The sequence below is a fragment of the Cupriavidus sp. 94F1 genome, from assembly GCF_057798875.1.
Map to the genome: position 1 here is coordinate 116,142 of NZ_JBYOJT010000008.1, position 16,045 is coordinate 132,186.

At 67.3% G+C, this 16,045-nt stretch carries 18 protein-coding genes; 13 read left to right on the forward strand and 5 right to left on the reverse strand.

Translation table 11 applies throughout. The features are described 5' to 3' along the window. Positions 1-8: 8 nt before the first annotated feature. Genes AC3FJ6_RS19920 through AC3FJ6_RS19930 form a run of 3 tightly spaced genes read left to right on the forward strand, consistent with a single transcriptional unit; the run spans position 9 to position 2,821 of the window. Positions 9-932 (forward strand): SMP-30/gluconolactonase/LRE family protein, encoded by a 924-nt coding sequence (locus AC3FJ6_RS19920; protein ID WP_488773420.1) that lies wholly within the window; start codon positions 9-11, stop codon positions 930-932. After that, entirely contained in the window at positions 929-1,786 is an 858-nt protein-coding gene (locus AC3FJ6_RS19925; protein ID WP_488773421.1) for an amidohydrolase family protein, read from the forward strand. Before AC3FJ6_RS19920 ends, AC3FJ6_RS19925 begins: the two co-directional genes overlap by 4 nt. A 30-nt stretch (positions 1,787-1,816) precedes the next feature. After that, a complete protein-coding gene (locus tag AC3FJ6_RS19930) occupies positions 1,817-2,821 on the forward strand; it encodes a Bug family tripartite tricarboxylate transporter substrate binding protein (protein WP_488773422.1) in 1,005 nt (334 codons plus the stop codon). A gap of 39 nt (positions 2,822-2,860) precedes the next feature. Here the strand turns inward: AC3FJ6_RS19930 and AC3FJ6_RS19935 are convergent, their stop codons facing one another. Beyond that, positions 2,861-4,423, reverse strand: a complete 1,563-nt coding sequence (locus AC3FJ6_RS19935) for a serine hydrolase (RefSeq protein WP_488773423.1) — start codon at positions 4,421-4,423, stop codon at positions 2,861-2,863. Between the two features lie 305 nt (positions 4,424-4,728). Between AC3FJ6_RS19935 and AC3FJ6_RS19940 the strand changes: the two genes are divergently transcribed. The 4 genes from AC3FJ6_RS19940 (at position 4,729) to AC3FJ6_RS19955 (ending at position 7,924) form a co-directional block, all read left to right on the forward strand. After that, a complete protein-coding gene (locus tag AC3FJ6_RS19940; RefSeq protein ID WP_488773476.1) occupies positions 4,729-5,874 on the forward strand; it encodes a DUF4382 domain-containing protein in 1,146 nt (381 codons plus the stop codon). Between the two features lie 28 nt (positions 5,875-5,902). Further along, positions 5,903-6,064 (forward strand): hypothetical protein, encoded by a 162-nt coding sequence (locus AC3FJ6_RS19945; protein ID WP_488773479.1) that lies wholly within the window; start codon positions 5,903-5,905, stop codon positions 6,062-6,064. Between the two features lie 373 nt (positions 6,065-6,437). Beyond that, on the forward strand, positions 6,438-7,031 hold the full coding sequence (locus AC3FJ6_RS19950; RefSeq protein ID WP_488773424.1) for a tetratricopeptide repeat protein: 594 nt from the start codon (positions 6,438-6,440) through the stop codon (positions 7,029-7,031). A 65-nt stretch (positions 7,032-7,096) separates the two neighbouring features. Then, positions 7,097-7,924 carry a CsgG/HfaB family protein gene (locus tag AC3FJ6_RS19955; RefSeq protein ID WP_488773425.1) on the forward strand — a complete coding sequence of 276 codons (828 nt, stop codon included), beginning with the start codon at positions 7,097-7,099 and terminating at the stop codon, positions 7,922-7,924. 61 nt (positions 7,925-7,985) lie between these two features. Here the strand turns inward: AC3FJ6_RS19955 and AC3FJ6_RS19960 are convergent, their stop codons facing one another. Next, positions 7,986-8,720, reverse strand: a complete 735-nt coding sequence (locus AC3FJ6_RS19960; protein WP_488773426.1) for an ABC transporter substrate-binding protein — start codon at positions 8,718-8,720, stop codon at positions 7,986-7,988. A gap of 258 nt (positions 8,721-8,978) precedes the next feature. Between AC3FJ6_RS19960 and AC3FJ6_RS19965 the strand changes: the two genes are divergently transcribed. After that, positions 8,979-9,356 carry a hypothetical protein gene (locus tag AC3FJ6_RS19965; protein ID WP_488773427.1) on the forward strand — a complete coding sequence of 126 codons (378 nt, stop codon included), beginning with the start codon at positions 8,979-8,981 and terminating at the stop codon, positions 9,354-9,356. Here AC3FJ6_RS19965 and AC3FJ6_RS19970 read toward each other — a convergent pair. Next, positions 9,350-9,937, reverse strand: coding sequence for a histidine phosphatase family protein (locus AC3FJ6_RS19970; RefSeq protein ID WP_488773428.1), 588 nt, complete (start codon positions 9,935-9,937; stop codon positions 9,350-9,352). The two genes, AC3FJ6_RS19965 and AC3FJ6_RS19970, sit on opposite strands and share 7 nt — an antisense overlap. Before the next feature lie 254 nt (positions 9,938-10,191). Between AC3FJ6_RS19970 and AC3FJ6_RS19975 the strand changes: the two genes are divergently transcribed. The 5 genes from AC3FJ6_RS19975 to AC3FJ6_RS19995 all read left to right on the forward strand — a co-directional run bounded on the left by AC3FJ6_RS19975 (position 10,192) and on the right by AC3FJ6_RS19995 (position 13,814). Further along, positions 10,192-10,416 (forward strand): CbtB domain-containing protein, encoded by a 225-nt coding sequence (locus AC3FJ6_RS19975; RefSeq protein ID WP_488773429.1) that lies wholly within the window; start codon positions 10,192-10,194, stop codon positions 10,414-10,416. Positions 10,417-10,428: 12 nt separating this feature from the next. Then, the gene (locus tag AC3FJ6_RS19980) at positions 10,429-11,166 is read left to right on the forward strand and encodes a CbtA family protein (protein WP_488773430.1); all 738 of its coding nucleotides are present in this window, start codon (positions 10,429-10,431) and stop codon (positions 11,164-11,166) included. 127 nt (positions 11,167-11,293) lie between these two features. Beyond that, positions 11,294-12,049: a bifunctional NADP-dependent 3-hydroxy acid dehydrogenase/3-hydroxypropionate dehydrogenase YdfG gene (gene ydfG / locus AC3FJ6_RS19985; RefSeq protein ID WP_153948318.1), complete on the forward strand. Its 756-nt coding sequence runs from the start codon at positions 11,294-11,296 to the stop codon at positions 12,047-12,049. A gap of 118 nt (positions 12,050-12,167) precedes the next feature. Then, a complete protein-coding gene (locus AC3FJ6_RS19990; RefSeq protein ID WP_488773431.1) occupies positions 12,168-13,250 on the forward strand; it encodes a catalase family peroxidase in 1,083 nt (360 codons plus the stop codon). A 12-nt stretch (positions 13,251-13,262) separates the two neighbouring features. Then, complete coding sequence (locus AC3FJ6_RS19995; protein WP_488773432.1) at positions 13,263-13,814, forward strand: cytochrome b; 552 nt, start codon at positions 13,263-13,265, stop codon at positions 13,812-13,814. Between the two features lie 36 nt (positions 13,815-13,850). Here the strand turns inward: AC3FJ6_RS19995 and AC3FJ6_RS20000 are convergent, their stop codons facing one another. Beyond that, complete coding sequence (locus tag AC3FJ6_RS20000; RefSeq protein WP_488773433.1) at positions 13,851-14,600, reverse strand: creatininase family protein; 750 nt, start codon at positions 14,598-14,600, stop codon at positions 13,851-13,853. Positions 14,601-14,657: 57 nt separating this feature from the next. Further along, the gene (locus AC3FJ6_RS20005; RefSeq protein WP_488773434.1) at positions 14,658-15,944 is read right to left on the reverse strand and encodes an MFS transporter; all 1,287 of its coding nucleotides are present in this window, start codon (positions 15,942-15,944) and stop codon (positions 14,658-14,660) included. Positions 15,945-16,045: the final 101 nt, after the last annotated feature.

Genomic DNA, 16,045 nt, shown 5'->3' on the forward strand with positions numbered 1-16,045 from the left:
GGGTCGCGATGCTGCTGCTTCAGCCTCCCACCGTCCGTGACGCCGCAGTGCTCACCCGCCTGCCCGACGCGTTTCGCCGGCACGATCGGGACAACGCCTGGTCGCTGGCCAATCGCGGCGGCGCGGCCACCGATTCGTTCCTGGAAGGGCCCGTCTGGTCGGACGGCCATCTCTGGGTGACAGACATTCCCTACGGCCGGATTTTTCGCGTATCGCTGCAGGGCGACTGGGAACAGATTGCCGAGTACGACGGCGAGCCCAACGGCATGAAACGTCTGGCTGGCGGCGATTTCCTGATTACCGACTACCGCAATGGCTTGATGCGCCTGGATGCCCGTACCGGCACCGTCACGCCGTTCCTGGCGCGGCGCAATTCGGAGCGATTCCGGGGCGTCAACGATCTGACCTTCGATTCGGCCGGCAACCTGTATTTCACGGACCAGGGCCAGACCGGCATGCACGACCCCACGGGGCGCGTGTATCGGCTGGCGCCCGATGGCAGGCTGGATGTGCTGCTGGCCAACGCGCCCAGCCCCAACGGCCTGGTCCTGTCGCTGGACGAGAAGGTGCTGTACGTGGCCATGACGCGCGGCAATTGCGTGTGGCGCGTGCCGCTGCAGGCCGATGGCTCGGTCAGCAAGGTCGGCCAGTTCTTCACGTCGTACGGGCCGAGCGGCCCCGACGGGCTGGCCATGCGCGCCGATGGCTGCCTGCTGGTGGCCAATCCGGGGCTGGGCTATGTCTGGGTGCTCAACCACCGCGCCGAGCCGGTCGAAGTCATTCGCACGCCGATCGGGGCATCGCTGACCAACCTGTGCTTCGGCGGGGCCGACGGCAAGACGCTGTTGATGACCGAATCCACCACCGGTTCGATCCTGTGCGTGCCGATGCCGGAAGGCGGTGCCCCGGTGCATGGGGGACGTCTGGCATGAGCACCGGCGCAAGCCCCGCCGCCGCATTCGCAGGGGCCTGCGACTGCCATGTGCACGTCTATGACAGCCGCTATCCGGTGGCGCCGGGCGCGACGTTGCGGCCGCCCGATGCGTCGGCCGACGACTATCGCCAGGTCCAGCGCCGGCTGGGCACGCAGCGCGCGATCGTGGTGACGCCTTCGACCTATGGCACCGACAACGCCAGCACGACAGACGCCATCGCGGCACTGGGCCCGTGCGCACGGGGCGTGGCCGTGGTGGCCGCCAATGTCGCCGACGACGAACTGGCGCGGCTGCACCGGGCGGGCGTTCGCGGCATCCGGCTGAACCTGACGCTGGCCGCGCCCGTATCGCTCGACGATCTGCCCAAGCTGGCCGCGCGGATTGCCGCATACGGATGGCATGTCCAGCTCAACCTGCCACCCCAGTGGCTGCCCGACGCGGCCGGCATGCTCGCTGCGCTGCCGGTGCCGATGGTGTTTGATCACTACGGCCACTTGCCGCCTGGCAAGCCGGAGGCAGAGCCGGCCTTCCGCGTGATCGCCGGCCTGGTGGCGGCCGGCAAGGCGTGGGTGAAGCTGTCCGGGCCCTATATCGAATCGCTGGAAGGCGCGCCGCACTACGGCGACATGCGGCCGCTGGCTGCGCGCTTCCTGAAGCTGGCGCCCGAGCGCATGCTTTGGGGGTCGGACTGGCCGCACCCCACGGCGCAGGCCAGAGGCAGTCGTCCGATCGACGATGCCGCCGTGCTGCACACATTCGTGGATTGGTGTGGATCGTCCGATACGGCGCAGCAGGTGCTGGTTCGCAATCCGCAATCGCTTTACGGGTTCGGGGACATGGCCCCAGCCTGAGTCGTACCGCAAAAAAGAACTGGAGACATGATGTTCACATCGCTTTGCCTGTCGGCCCGCATGCGCAAGCTGGGCCTGTCGGTCTGCCTGACCGCCGCATCGTTCGCTGCTGGCGCGGTCCATGCGCAGACCGACTGGCCTGCCGGCAAGGTCATCAACTACATCGTGCCGTACCCGGCCGGTGGCACGACAGACATCCTGGCGCGCCTGGTCGCGCAGAAGGTGGGCCAGGCGCTGCACACCACGATCGTGGTCGAGAACCGGCCCGGTGCCACCGGCGCCATCGGCTCGGCCTTCGTGGCCCGCGCCGCGCCGGACGGCTACACGCTGCTCGGGGCATCGACGGCCTCGCACGCGATCCACCCGGCGCTCAATCCCAAGCTGCCGTATGACGCGGTGAAGTCGTTCACGCCGGTGGCGCTGCTGGGCACCATCCCCAGCGTGCTGATCGTCGGACCGAACAGCCCGTACAAGAGCGTCAAGGACCTGGTGGCAGCCGCCAAGGCCAAGCCCGGCACCGTGAGCTATGCGTCGGGCGGCAACGGCACGATCCTGCAGATGTCGGCGGAACTGCTGCAGCAGCAGGAAAACGTGCGCATGAACCACGTACCGTACAAGGGTGACGTCCCGGCGATCCAGGACGTGATGGCCGGCCACGTCGATTTCATGTTCGCGCCCACGGCGCCGATCCTGCCGCATGTGCAGGCCGGCAAGCTGCGTGCGCTGGCCGTGGCTACCGCAGCGCGGGTGCCAAGCCTGCCAGCCGTGCCGACGATGGCCGAAGCCGGCGTGGCGAACTTCGAGGCCGAGCAATGGCAGGGCATTTTCGCGCCGGCCGGCACGCCGCCCGCCGTCGTCCAGCGGCTCAACGCCGAGATCAACCGCGCGCTGCAGGACCCGGACGTCAAGGCGCAACTGGCCAAACTGGGGATCAAGGTGGTGGGCGGCGCGCCCGAGCGGCTGGCCGAAATCCAGAAGACCGATATCGCCAAATGGAGCCGCGTGGGCAAGGCCGCCAACATCACGCTCGAATAACGCCGCGCGCGCCGTAGGGCCTGGCGGCGTGTCTTCCCCTCACCGCGAAAACACCCCTAGCCCCTCGTGATCGTAGTACTCCAGCCACACCCGGTCGCTGCCAAAGACGGCTTGCGAGATCGTGCCGGGTGTGGCGTTTTCGTTGTGGAGGGTGAACGTGAAGTTGTCGCCGTCCCAGTGCGTGAGCGGCAGCGTCAGCGGCCGGGCGCCAAGCGTCATCACCAGTGCGCCGCCTTGCTCGGTGACCTGCAGCGACCCGTAATAGTCGTTGCGATAGGTGCCGGTGTAGGTTGACAGGGCCCGTGCCGGCAGCGGGCTGGCTGGCGGCGGCTGGCCGACCAGGCGGCCCTCCGGCAGCAGCAGTGACGCCAGGGCATCGGTGAAGATGGCGCCCCAGTCGCGGCGGAAGGCGCCGTATTGCACCAGGTCGAAGAACTGCGCGTTCAGTGTCTCGGGGATGCCGATGGGGTAGCCGTTGGTCAGCGTGACGATGGCCAGGTTCAGCGACGGCACGGCCGTAAAGGCGGTGGCCGCGCCCACCGCGAAGGCGCCCGAATGGCTGTAGGACGTCAGGCCCAGCTCGGTGGTGCCGACATTGAAGCCATAGCCGTACCAGCTTGCCGGCCGGCCGTTGACGGGCGGGCCGCTTTGCATCTGCTGGTCCAGCGCGGGCGCCAGCGCAGCGGCATCGACGATGCGCTGGCCGCCGAACTCGCCCCTGGCCAGCAGCATGATCAGCCATTTCGCGAGGTCGTTGACCGACGAACTGACGCCGCCGGCCGGCGATTGGGCATCGGGCATGGTTCCCAGCCCCTGCACCCAGGCGCCGTTCACCTTGACGTGGCCAAGCGCACGGTTGTCGCGGGCGGCAAAGTCGGCGTAGCGCGAACTGGTGCGTGTCATGCCCAGCGGCTGGTAGATGGCCTGTTCCGACAGCGTGGCCCAGTCGATGCCGGCGGCGGTTGCCACGGCTTCGGCCCCGGCCGTCATGCCGAAGTTGGTGTACGCGTAGGCGGTGCGCAGTGGGTGGACGGGCAGGAAGCGCAGGCGTGTCAGTACCTGGCGGCGGTCGTAGCCCATGTCTTCGAGCCGGTCGCCGGCATGGTCGGGCAGGCCCGACCGATGCGCGTAGCAGTCGCCGACGGTCACGGCCTGGGTGGAATCGGCATCGGACAGGGCAAACCACGGCAATTGCGCGATGACGGGCGTGTCCCAATGGATGCTGCCGCGCCCCACCTGCCGTGCCACCACCGTGGCGCCGATCGGCTTGGAAACCGATGCCAGCTGGAACACGGTATCGGCATCAACGGGCGCGGGGTCGGTCACCAGCCGCCGGCCGAATCCCCTGGCATACACCGTCTGGCCGCCGTGCACCACGGCGACGGCCATGCCGGGCACGCCGGAGCTGGTCATCAGGTTGGTCGCCAGCGTATCGACCTGGGCGATGGCCCGCGTGATCTGCGCATCGGGAACGGGAGAGGGCGCTGGCGCAGGCGCGGGGGCCGGGGCGGAATCGCCGCCGCCGCAGGCGGGCAGGGCGGGGATCAGCACGCCGCCCAGCGCGGCACCTAGGAAGCGGCGACGATCTCGCAGTGTGCCCACGGCGGTTCTCCTGGCTGGAAATGCTGATAACGCTGCAAAAGGGGGCGCGGCTCGCGCACGTGGATAAGCATCACTGTAGGCGAGCCGGTCGGTGGCGAACGTGCTGTGGCCCACTTAGGGCCTGCGGGCGATGCCGATCTGTTTCATTTTCGTTACGAATCGTTGCAAAAGCAGGTCCGCGCTGGCGTGCGCCGAGCCTATGCTTTGGGCACCACCGCGCCCTGAGGAGAGGCCCTGTCATGACAATCAGAAGCCAGCAGCTCGATCTGCCCAAATTCCTGGCCCGTAGCCTGGCCATATTGCCGATGCCGTTCCTGGTCGTCGCGTGCGGCGGCGGCGACGGCGGCAACGACAACACAACGTCCACCAACGGCACGTTGCATGTGGCGATGACCGATGCCCCGGCCTGCGGCTTCGACCACGTCTTTGTCACGGTCAGCAAGGTGCGGGTCAACGCCAGCAATGCGGCAGGCGACAACGACAGCGGCTGGACGGACATCGCCCTTGCCACGCCGCAGCGGGTCGATCTGCTGTCCCTGAGAAACGGCGTGCTGTTCGACCTTGGGCGGGCGCCGCTGCCCGCCGGGCAGTACCAGCAGGTGCGGCTGGTGCTGAGCGCGAACCAGGGCAATTCGTTGGCCAATGCGGTGGTGGTGTCCGGCACGACGGCCGAACTGCCGCTGGCCACGCCCAGCGCCACGCAGAGCGGGTACAAGATCATCCAGCCCTTCACTGTGCCGGCCAACACGCTGGTCGACCTGATTCTGGACTTCAACGCTTGCAAGTCGATCGTCCAGCAGGGCAATGGCGGATACAGCCTGAAGCCTGTGGTCACGGCCACGCCGATGACCGTCAGCGGGTCGATTACCGGCTTTGTGGCGCCCGCGCAGGCTGGCGCCACCGTCTACGCGGAGCAAAACGGCAAGATCGTTCGCGGCACCGTGGCCGATGCCAGCGGGAAGTTCGTGCTGACGCCGCTGGTGCAGAGCAGCACAGGCGGCAACTACGACGTGGTCATCGTCGACAACAGGCTGCCGTCCGGCCATGCCACCGGCATCATCGGCGCGGTGCCGGTGACGGCCAGTGCCACGACATCGGTCGCCACGGCCGGGTCGCCGATCACGCTGCCGGCTTCGACGACCAACACGGTGTCCGGCAAGGCCACGGCTTCGGCGCAGGCTGACGTGCGCGCACTGCAGTCCATTGGCTCGGCGTCCTACGAGATTGCATCGACCAACGCCAACCTCGATACCGGCGCGTACTCGCTGGCCTTGCCGGCCGCGGCGCCGCTCGCCGGCACCTACAGCACGACGCTGCCGATTGCGTTGTCGGCCGTGTCGTCGGCCGCCGGCCAGTACTCGGTGCAGGCCACCAGCGCGGGCGGCGCGACGCAGACCAGTCCTGTCAACGTGTTCAACGGCGGCCAGTCCGGCGTCAACTTCAGTTTTTAAACCCGGTGACTGACAGGCTCAGTCGCCCATGCAAACCATGAAAACCATCCTCATCATGCTTGTTACCAGCGCCACACTACTCGGCGGCTGCGCCTACTACGCGCCAGACAGCGGGCCGGCGGCCCGTCCGCAAGGCGGCCCCGGCAACGGATTCTGTCCGCCGGGCCAGGCGAAGAAAGGCAACTGCTGATCCGCGGCAAGGCCCGGACGCAACGGCAGGCCGGTCACTCGACCGGCCTTTTTGTTTTGCCGCGCAGCAGCGTAGTGCAAACGAGAAGCGGCGGCCGCAGTGCAACCATACATAAGCGCCGCTCGACCAGGCAGGGGCGCGCGCCGGAGCGTTACCCACAGGGTGGGTAGACGGCTGGCTACATGTTCCCTGGATGCAAAAGCGAATGATTACTGTTGCGTATTGGGCACGCCCGTCTGCTCCGGGTGCTGGCAATGGGTACAAAGTATTGCAATCGCTACATGTACTATGGTTACAATCTAAACGTTTGCTTACAATGTGCTGTTGTAGCAAAACGAATAAAAACTAAACAAATCTTCGGGGTGGTCGTTTCATGCGTTTCTTTACTCATTTGGTATTTACGGCAATTGTCGGCCTGGCCGCCTGTGCCCAGACGCCGGAATCGCAGTTGTCGCGGTCGCCCACCGTACGCCTGTGCAACGGCAACGCCTGCGCCGAGCAGGACCGCCGTGTCGCCACTTTCACCCCGGCAGGCCCGACCGAATCGGACCGGCGCATGCAGGCGCTGGCGGAAAAGGCGGAAGGTAATCCCAACGCCGCCTACGACCTGGGACTGCGCCTGCTGCGCGGCGACGGCGTGGAGCGCAACACCTACCAGGCGCTGGAATGGATGCGCAAGGCTGGCGACAACGGCCATGTGCAGGCGCAACTTGCGCTGGGCCGCCTCTATCTGATGGGCTTCGAGGAAATGGGCGCCGACCCGGCCGAAGCCGAGGCATGGCTGACCCGTGCCGCTTCCAAGGGCAACAAGGAAGCCGCGGCGCTGATTCCGCAGGCCCAGGCCGCCAAGAAGGATGAACAGGCCCTGTACCGGGTGCGCGAAGCCTATCGCACGTCGTGGTACGCGTGGTACAGCAGCTATCCGTATTACTGGGTCTGGGGCCCCTCCGGCTGGTACCAGCGTTAAGCGCCGGTCGCCATTTCTTCCCTTCCCGATTTTTCCCTTACTTCCGTCAACAGGAACGCGATTTCATGTCCAAGACAATCTCTCTGCGCGCGGCCGCACTGGCCGCGTCGATGGTGCTGGCCGGCTGCGCCAACATGGGTGGTGGCTCGATCAGCACCGGCACGGCGCCTACGGCGGCCACCGGCGCAGCAGGCGGCGCAACCAGCGTGAACGCCAACCCGACGCTGGAGCGTTGCGACACGCCGCTGGGCACGCTGGCCGTTGACGATGGCCGGGGCAAGGAATGGTATGCAAGCTTTGGCGCCGCCACGAAGATCACGACCATCGAGCCGCTGATCCGCCTCGCCGTGCAGCAGTCGAACTGCTTCGTGATCACGTCGGTGGGCAACAACCGCACGGAAAGCAAGCTGTCGAACATCACCGACAAGCAGCGCAACTCGGGTGAATTCCGCGCCGGCTCGAAGCAGCAGAAGGGTCAGCGCGTGGCCGCCGACTACTACATGGAGCCGGCCATCATCATCGACAACGACGCCACGGGCCAGCTTGCCGCCGGCGTGGGCAGCCTGTTCGGCGGCGTTGGCGCGCTGGTGGGTGGCGCCATGGCCAGCAAGGCTTCGGTGGTGACGCTGACCATGTTCGACATCCGCTCGGGCGTGCAGCTGTCGATCTCGGAAGGCAATGCCACGGCGACGAACTTTGGCGCGGCGATGGGCGCGTTCGGCGGCGGTGCGGCCGGCGGGCTGGGCGGTTTCTCGCGCACGCCGGAAGGCAAGGCCACCGTGGCCGCGTTCATGGACGCCTACAACAACATGGTGGTGTCGCTGCGCAACTACAAGGCACAGGAAGTCAAGGGCGGCCTGGGTCGCGGCGGCCAGCTGAAGGTCGGCTCGTAATCCTGCCGGCGCGGGAAGCCAGGGCCACCCAGCTTTCCGCATCCCGCTCCTGGCGGCGGTTTCAGCCTTCCGCCGGGGCCACGTTGGCACCCTGGATGTTGTGCTTCTGCAAGGCGGCGGCCACCTGGCCCGACGCCTTCATCTCCTCGACGAATTTCGCCAGATAGGCCGCAGCGGCCTCGCCGCGCGACTTGTGCACGCCCATCGCCTGGCGGATCACCATGAACCGCTCGTCCAGCAGGCGCAGGCCCGTCATGCCGGCGGTGTCGGCCTCCAATTGCTGCTTCACGCCGGCAGCCACATCAAGCCGCTCTTCCAGGAAGGTCTTGACGACCGCCTGCGACGACGGTGCGCGCACGATTTCGGCGTGTTGCAGTTCGCGGGTCAGGTAGAGGTCGTAGGCGCTGCCCTTGCCAACCACCACGCGGGTGCCGGCACGGTCCACGTCGGCGTTGGCGCGTACCGGCGAGTCGTCGCGCACCATGTAGTAGCCTTCGATCAGCACGTACGGCGCCGTGAACGCAATGGTCGCGCCGCGCTTGGGGTCGATGGCGAAGAAGCCGATGTCGGCTTCCTCGTTCGATACCACGTCGACGGACTTGCCCGCCGTTTCCACCACCACCAGTTCCAGCTTCACGCCAAGCCGTGCAGCCAGCGCCGTGGCCAGGTCCACGGAGACGCCGCCGGCACTGTTGCCATCCTTGCGATGCGCCAGCACAGGGTTGCCCAGATTGATCGACGCACGCAGCACGCCGGTCGGCGCGAAGGCATCGAGAATGGCCTTGTCAGCAGTCATGTCGTTCCTGTCGATCGTCGCTTTCAACGGATGCGTCCGAGGTGTCGTGCATCACCACGCGGCCCGGCAAACATACCGAAGTGATGTTGTAGGCGCAAAACGGGCCTTCGGGAGCGGGGGGACGTCGTTTGCATCGCGCGATATTGCATAGCCATTGATAAAAACGCAATGAAGGTTGGCCTTCAGGCCAATGGAGCGCCGCCCGGGTGGGCAGTAGAGTGCATCGCATCAAAGGCGCCCAACGTGCGGGAGATATCGATGATCCGGCCCTTGCGCTTCACCATCCTGGCGTGTCTGGCTCCCGTGCTGCTCGCGGCGTGCAATACCGCGCCGATTCCACCTGGCAAGTCGGTATCCGTGCAGGCGGCGCTCGACAACATTACGCGCGACATGTGCGCGTTCCGCCAGAAGTTCGCGCAATCGCCACAGGGCACCGCGATCGATAGCTATACCGTCGAACTGGTGCTGACCGTCGATGCCGAGCGGCAGCCGCCGGTGGCCGTGGCGCCCGATATCGCGTTCATGCCGACCGTGACCTACGGCAACACGCTGATGATGGCCAAGGACAGCCGGCTGGTGGTGACCTTCCGCAATACCGACCAGGGCGGGGCGGCGAACTGTCCGCCGACTCAGTAACGGGGCGCGTCGGGCTGTGCCACGACCGGTACGGCGACCGACGTCAGGCGCCACGCATCGCCATGGCCTGACAGCGTCGTCAGCGTCAGCGGCGCGATATCGATTTGCATGATGGCCCGCGCCGGCGCGCCGAGGGCGTGCGCGACGACGGCCCGGATCACGCTGGCGTGGGTCACGGCCAGCGTATGGCCAGGGGCGCGGCGCGACAGCCACAGGCCGGCACGTTCGTAGACACCGGCCAGCGATTCGCCACCGTGCGCGTGCATGTCCGGATCGGATAGCCATGCCGCCAGCGCGTCGGGCTCGGCGGCGCCGATATCCTTGAGCGACTGGCCGCGCCAGCGGCCGTAGTCCACTTCCCGCAACGCGTCTTCCGCTGTCACGGCCAGGCCGAGGGCCCGCACGGTGTCGCGGGCACAGGCCATCGGGCTGCACAGCACGCGGTCAGGCTGCCCGAGCTTGCCCGCCCTGCGGGCGATCTGCACGGCGGCGCCTTCCTCCAGCGCGTCGTCGGCCGGAAAGCGTCCGGCGCGCAGGGCGGCCGTGGCGGGTACGCAGAGCAGGGTGAGGCGGCGGGTCATGTTGGCTGGCAATGGTCTGGCTGATGCGGATGGCTGACGGCTGATGCGCAAGGGCGGCAACGATTAGGTGGATCGGCAGCCCCTCGACTAGAATGCACGGATTCCGAAGAGAGGAAGCCGGTGAGATGCCGGCACGGTCGCGCCACTGTATCCCGGGCTGCCCGCGTGTGATCGCGGGGGGTGCCGGCAAGTCAGACCTTCTCCTCGGGCACAACCATCCGTCTCGGGACGCGTCATCCTCAAGGAGAATCCTCATGCACGCAAGCGCCACTCTCGCGCCGGCCATCGCGCCGACCATCGCGCCGGTCACGATCCCTGTTCGCGAACTGCTGCCCTGGGCCATCTTCGGCGGCATGCTGCTGCTCCTGGCCATCTATTTCGTGGGCGTGGAAGAGGGCGCCGCCGCCATCTTCAACACCATGTACGTGCATGAGTTCGTGCACGACGGTCGCCATCTGCTTGGCTTTCCCTGCCACTGACAAGGCCCCCTCATGGTGAGAAGTCTGCTGGTCCGCGGCATGATCGCGGGCTTTCTGGCCAGCCTGCTGGCCTTTGCGTTCGCGCGCGTGGTGGGTGAGCCGCAGGTGGAGGCGGCCATTGCCTTCGAGGAACAGGCGACCCACGCGATGGGCGGCAGCCATGCGCACGAGATGCCGGAACTGGTCAGCCGCGACACGCAGTCGGGCGTCGGCCTGTTTGTCGGGCTGGGTGTGTTCGGCGCCGCGCTGGGCGGCCTGTTCGCGCTGGTCTTCGCGTTTGTCCACGGCCGTCTGGGCGCCCTGGGCGTGCGGGCCACCTCGGGCCTGCTGGCGCTGCTGGGCTATATCGCAATCGTGCTGGTGCCATTCTTCAAGTACCCGCCGAATCCGCCGGCCATCGGCGATCCGTCCACCATCGGCCTGCGTACGGCGCTGTTCTTCACGATGATCGGCGTGTCATTGGCGGCCATGGTGGTGTCGGTGGTGGCGGCACGCCGGCTGGGCGCGCACCGCGACGGCTGGACGGTGAGCCTTGCGGCCGGCGCGATCTTCGCGGTGCTGGCCACGCTGGCGCATGCGCTGCTGCCGGGCATCGACGAGGTGCCTGCGCATTTCCCGGCCACGCTGCTGTGGCAGTACCGCGTGGCGGCGTTCGGCATCCAGGCGGTGCTGTGGGCGGCGCTGGGGCTGTTGTTCGCCCGTCTGGCCGATCCGGTCATGGCGCCGGGCCGCCGCGCGTCGCGCGCGTAAGGTCGGCCCGCCCCCGGGGTCATCCTGCCGCGCGCCGCGTAATATCGATCTGCATCCGCTGACACGCGGGTTTGCGGGCAACGGTGTAGTATCCGGGGCCCAACCTGATTCAAGCTGGAGAGCCAACATGATCGTATTCGTCACCGGAGCCACTGCCGGATTCGGCGCCGCCATCGCCCGCCGCTTCGTCAACGCCGGCCATCGCGTCGTCGCCGCCGGCCGCCGTGAAGACCGGCTGCAGGCCCTTGTCGACGAGCTGGGTCGCGACAACGTGCTGCCGCTGGTGCTGGACGTGCGCGACCGTGATGCCGTATTCGCCGCCGTGGCGGGCCTGCCGGCCGACTATGCCCAGATAGACCTGCTGGTGAACAACGCCGGCCTGGCCCTGGGCCTGGAGCCCGCGCACCGGGCCGACCTGGACCAGTGGGAAACGATGATCGACACCAACGTCACGGGCCTGGTGACCATGACCCGCGCGGTGCTGCCGGGCATGGTCGAGCGTAACCGTGGCCACGTGATCAACATCGGTTCGGTGGCGGGTGCCTATTCGTACCCGGGCGGCAACGTCTACGGCGCCACCAAGGCCTTCGTGCACCAGTTCTCGTTGAACCTGCGTGCCGACCTGACCGGCACCCGCGTGCGCGTGACCGATGTGGCCCCGGGGCTGGTCGGCGGCACGGAGTTCTCCAATGTGCGCTTCAGCGGCGACCAATCGCGCGTGGACAAGGTCTACGAAGGCGCCGACGCGCTGACCCCCGAGGATATCGCCGAGACCGTGTTCTGGGCCGCCACGCTGCCGGCGCGCGTCAATATCAACTACCTCGAAGTGATGCCGGTGACACAGTCGTTCAGCGCCCTGTCGATTACCCGCGAGAAACCGTAAGCGGTTTCGGATTCGCCCGGCCTCGTCAGGCTGCCGGGCGATTTTTTTTCGGGCGGGGGGAATAGCCGCCTGGTGTTGCGCGTATACCGGATGAGTTCTCACACATCGGGAGTACGCATTGACCGACAACACCCCCCCATCACCATCGCGCACGCGCATCTGCGTGCCGTGCCGCCTGGGCGCCATCGGCGCCGTGGTGCTCGTCCTGGCCGGCGGCTTCGCCTATACCGGCGGGTGGATCGCGCCGCACCGGCTGTCCTCCCAGGCCATCGTCAACCAGTTCCAGCGCAACGACGGCGTGCACGAAGGGTTTCGGCGCAATCACGCCAAGGGCGTCTGCGTCGAAGGCTATTTCGACAGCACGGGCGCGGCCGCGCAACTGTCGAAGGCCGGCGTGTTTGCCCAGGGCCGCACGCCCGTGATCGGGCGCCTGGCCATTCCGGGCGGCAATCCGCAGGCGCCCGACGGCAGCGTGCCGATCCGCAGCTTCGCGCTGATGTTCAAGCAGGCGGACGGCCAGCAGTGGCGTACCGGCATGAATTCGGTGCCACTGTTCCCGGTGCATACACCCGAGCAGTTCTATGGGCTGCTGCAGGCCAGCCAGCCCGATCCGGCCACGCACAAGCCCGATCCCGCCCGCATCAAGGCCTTCGCCGAAGCCAATCCGGCGCTTGGCGCGTTCCAGGGCTGGATCAAGAGCCATCCGCCGTCATCGAGCTTCGCCAATGGCGCCTACTACAGCGTCAACGCGTTCTATCTGGTCGATGCGGCCGGCAAGCGGCAGGCCGTGCGCTGGTCGGTGCAGCCCGAGCTGCCTTATGCACCGGTCACCGACGCCGCGAAGGGCGAGGCATCGTTCCTGGCCGCCGATCTGACGCAGAAGCTGGCCGCCGGCCCGTTGCGCTGGCGTCTGATGCTGACGCTGGGCGAGCCCGGCGACCCCGCCGACGATGCCACGCAGGCCTGGCCCGATGACCGCCGGCAGGTGGACGCCGGCACGCTCGTGATCGAGCGCGCCAGTTCGCAGGCCGATGGTGGCGTTTGCCGCGACGTCAATTTCGATCCCACCGTGCTGCCGTCGGGCATTGCCGCGTCGAACGATCCGCTGCTGGCGGCGCGCTCGGCGGCCTATGCGGTGTCCTACCAGCGCCGCACACGCGAGGAAGCCCTCGACGCGCACGGACAGCAGGCATCCCGATAAAAGGAACCAGGCATGAAGGCTACGCATACACAATTCAGCGGCTTGCAGAAGCTGTTGCACTGGCTGATGGCCGTGCTGATCCTGTCGATGCTGTTTGTCGGGGTCGGGATGGTCTTTACCGTTTCGCGCGCGCACGACACGCTGGTGGCGCTGCACCGGCCGCTGGGCATCGCCTTGCTGCTGCTGGTGATCGTCCGCCTGGCGGTGCGCCTGCGGCGTGGCGCGCCGCCGCTGCCGGACAGCATTCCCGCCGCGCAGCGCGTCGTCGCCAAGGCATCGCACTACGTGCTTTACGCGCTGATGCTGGCCATGCCGCTGATCGGCTGGGGCATGCTGTCGGCCGGCGGCTATCCGGTGACGATGGCCGGCGGCTTCCACCTGCCGCCGATCCTGCCGGCCAACGTGACGCTGTTCGCGTGGCTGCGGACCTTGCACACGTGGCTGGGGCTGACGCTGTTCGCGGTGGTGCTGCTGCACCTGGCCGCCGCGCTGCTGCATGCGCTGGTGCTGCGCGACGGCGTGTTCCAGGCCATGGCCCCGGGCGGACGCCGGCAGTATCGATGATCGGGCTGTTGGCTTCCGAAGCCACCGGGGATCCCATCAACCCGGCACGGCTTCGGTCCCGAACGCCGCCAGTTCCTTGACCAGGCTGCTGGCCGCCAGCTCCACCAGGGCGCGGCCTTTTTCCGGCGTGGCCTGGTTCGGGTCCGAACCCATGCGGCCGTCGGGGAAGCGGGCGCGGAAGTCCAGCGCCTCGCGGATCGGGCCGGACGGCGCGATGCGCGGCGAATAGTCGGCGTGCTTGATCGCATGCGCGTACGCGTACTGCGTGACGGCGATCTCCGATGGCGTCGCGTGCGCGCCGTGGCCGGTCGGGAACATCTGCCTGGCCAGTTCGTTCACGCCTTCCAGGTCCCACCAGTTGGTGAGCTTCATCGCAAAGCCGGCACGGCGCCCGGCGAAGCTGGACTCGGCATAGATCTCGGAAAACGCGGCTTCCACCGACGCGATATTGCCGCCATGGCCGTTCAGGAACAGGATTTTCTCGAAGCCGTGGCGGGCCAGCGAGCGGGTCCAGTCCACGATGGCCGCAATGAACGTCGTCGGGCGCAGCGAGATGGTGCCGGCAAAGCCCAGATGATGCTGGGCCATGCCGATGTTGAAGGTGGGGGCCACCAGGATGTCGGCCTGCTGCTCGGCCGCGCGGCAGATGATCTCCGGACACATCCAGTCGGTGCCCAGCAGGCCAGTGGGCCCGTGCTGCTCGTTGGAGCCGATCGGGATGACGATGGTCCGGCTGCGCTTCAGGTATTGCTCGATTTCAGACCAGGTGGACAGGTACAGCAGCATGTTTGACTCCTTGTCGTACGTGGGGTGTGGCGGGGAGGGCTTCGGATTGGGTGGGGCTCAGTGTCGTGCGGGCAGCCGGTTGGCCAGGATGATCAGCGCGGCGGCGAGCGGCATGGCGGCGATGATCAGCACGCCCGGATGCAGGCTGCCGCTGGCCGACTTGGCCCAGCCGATGATGGCGGGGCCCCAGAAGCCGCCGGACAGCCCGATGGTGTTGATCAGCGCGATGCCGCCGGCAGCCGCCGGCCCCTTGATGTATTCGGACGGCATGGCCCAGAACACCGTGTAGGTCATCCACAGCGTGGTGGTGCCCAGCGTCAGCAGTGCGATGGTGGCCGCCAGGTTGCCGTCGGCCAGGGTCGAGCCGGCCAGCAGCGCGGCGCCGGCCAGCGCCGGCACGGCGGCGTGGTAGCGGCGCTCGCGCTTGCGGTCCGAGCGGCGCCCCATGTAGAGCATGCCGATGGCACCGCCCACATAGGGCAGGGCCGTGTACCACCCCAGCCGCACGGTGTCGTTGACGCCCTGTGCCTTGATCAGCGTCGGCAGCCAGAAGCTCAGCGCATAGATGGCGGCGATCACGCAGAAGTACGCAAACGCCAGCACATAGACCCTGGGGTCGCGCGCCACGGCGCCAAACGCATGCTTGTGCGCGGCGGGCACGGCCAGTTCCTGTTCGAGCCGGCGCTTTTCGTCGGCGGTGAGCCAGTTCGCGTCGGCGGGCCGATCGGGCACCAGCTTCCAGGCCAGCACGCCCAGCACCAGGCAGGGCAGGCCCTCGACCAGGAACATCCATTGCCAGCCGGCCAGCCCGGCATGGCCAGCCAGCGCGGTCATCAGCCATGCCGACAGCGGACCGCCGACGATGCCGCCGATCGGACCGGCCAGGAACACGATGGCGATGGCGCGTGCCATGCGCTGCGGGCCGTACCAGCACGACAGGTAATAGATCATGCCCGGCGCAAAGCCCGCTTCGAACACGCCAAGCAGGAAGCGCATGGCGTAGAACGTGGGCACGTCGCGCACGAACAGCATGCAGGCCGACGTAATGCCCCAGAGCACCAGGATGCGGCTGAACGTCTTGCGCGCGCCAATGCGCGGCAGCATCAGGTTGCTCGGGATCTCGAACAGCACGTAGCCGATGAAGAAGATGCCGGCGCCCACGCCGTAGGCGGCATCGGAAAAGCCCAGGTCGCCCTGCATCTGGAGCTTGGCAAAGCCGACATTGACGCGGTCCAGGTACGCAAACAGGTAGCAGACCAGCAGGAACGGCAGCAGCCGCAGGTTGATCTTCTGGTACAGCGCGGCGGTGCCGTCTACGGCGGCGGGGTTCGACATCACTAACATTTGCCAGTCTCCAGAGCGTTGTGATGGTTGTGGGATTGGCTTCGATAGTGGCAGCCGCGTAGACTGACACCAACAGCAACAAAGTTCACACTTCGTTCTTC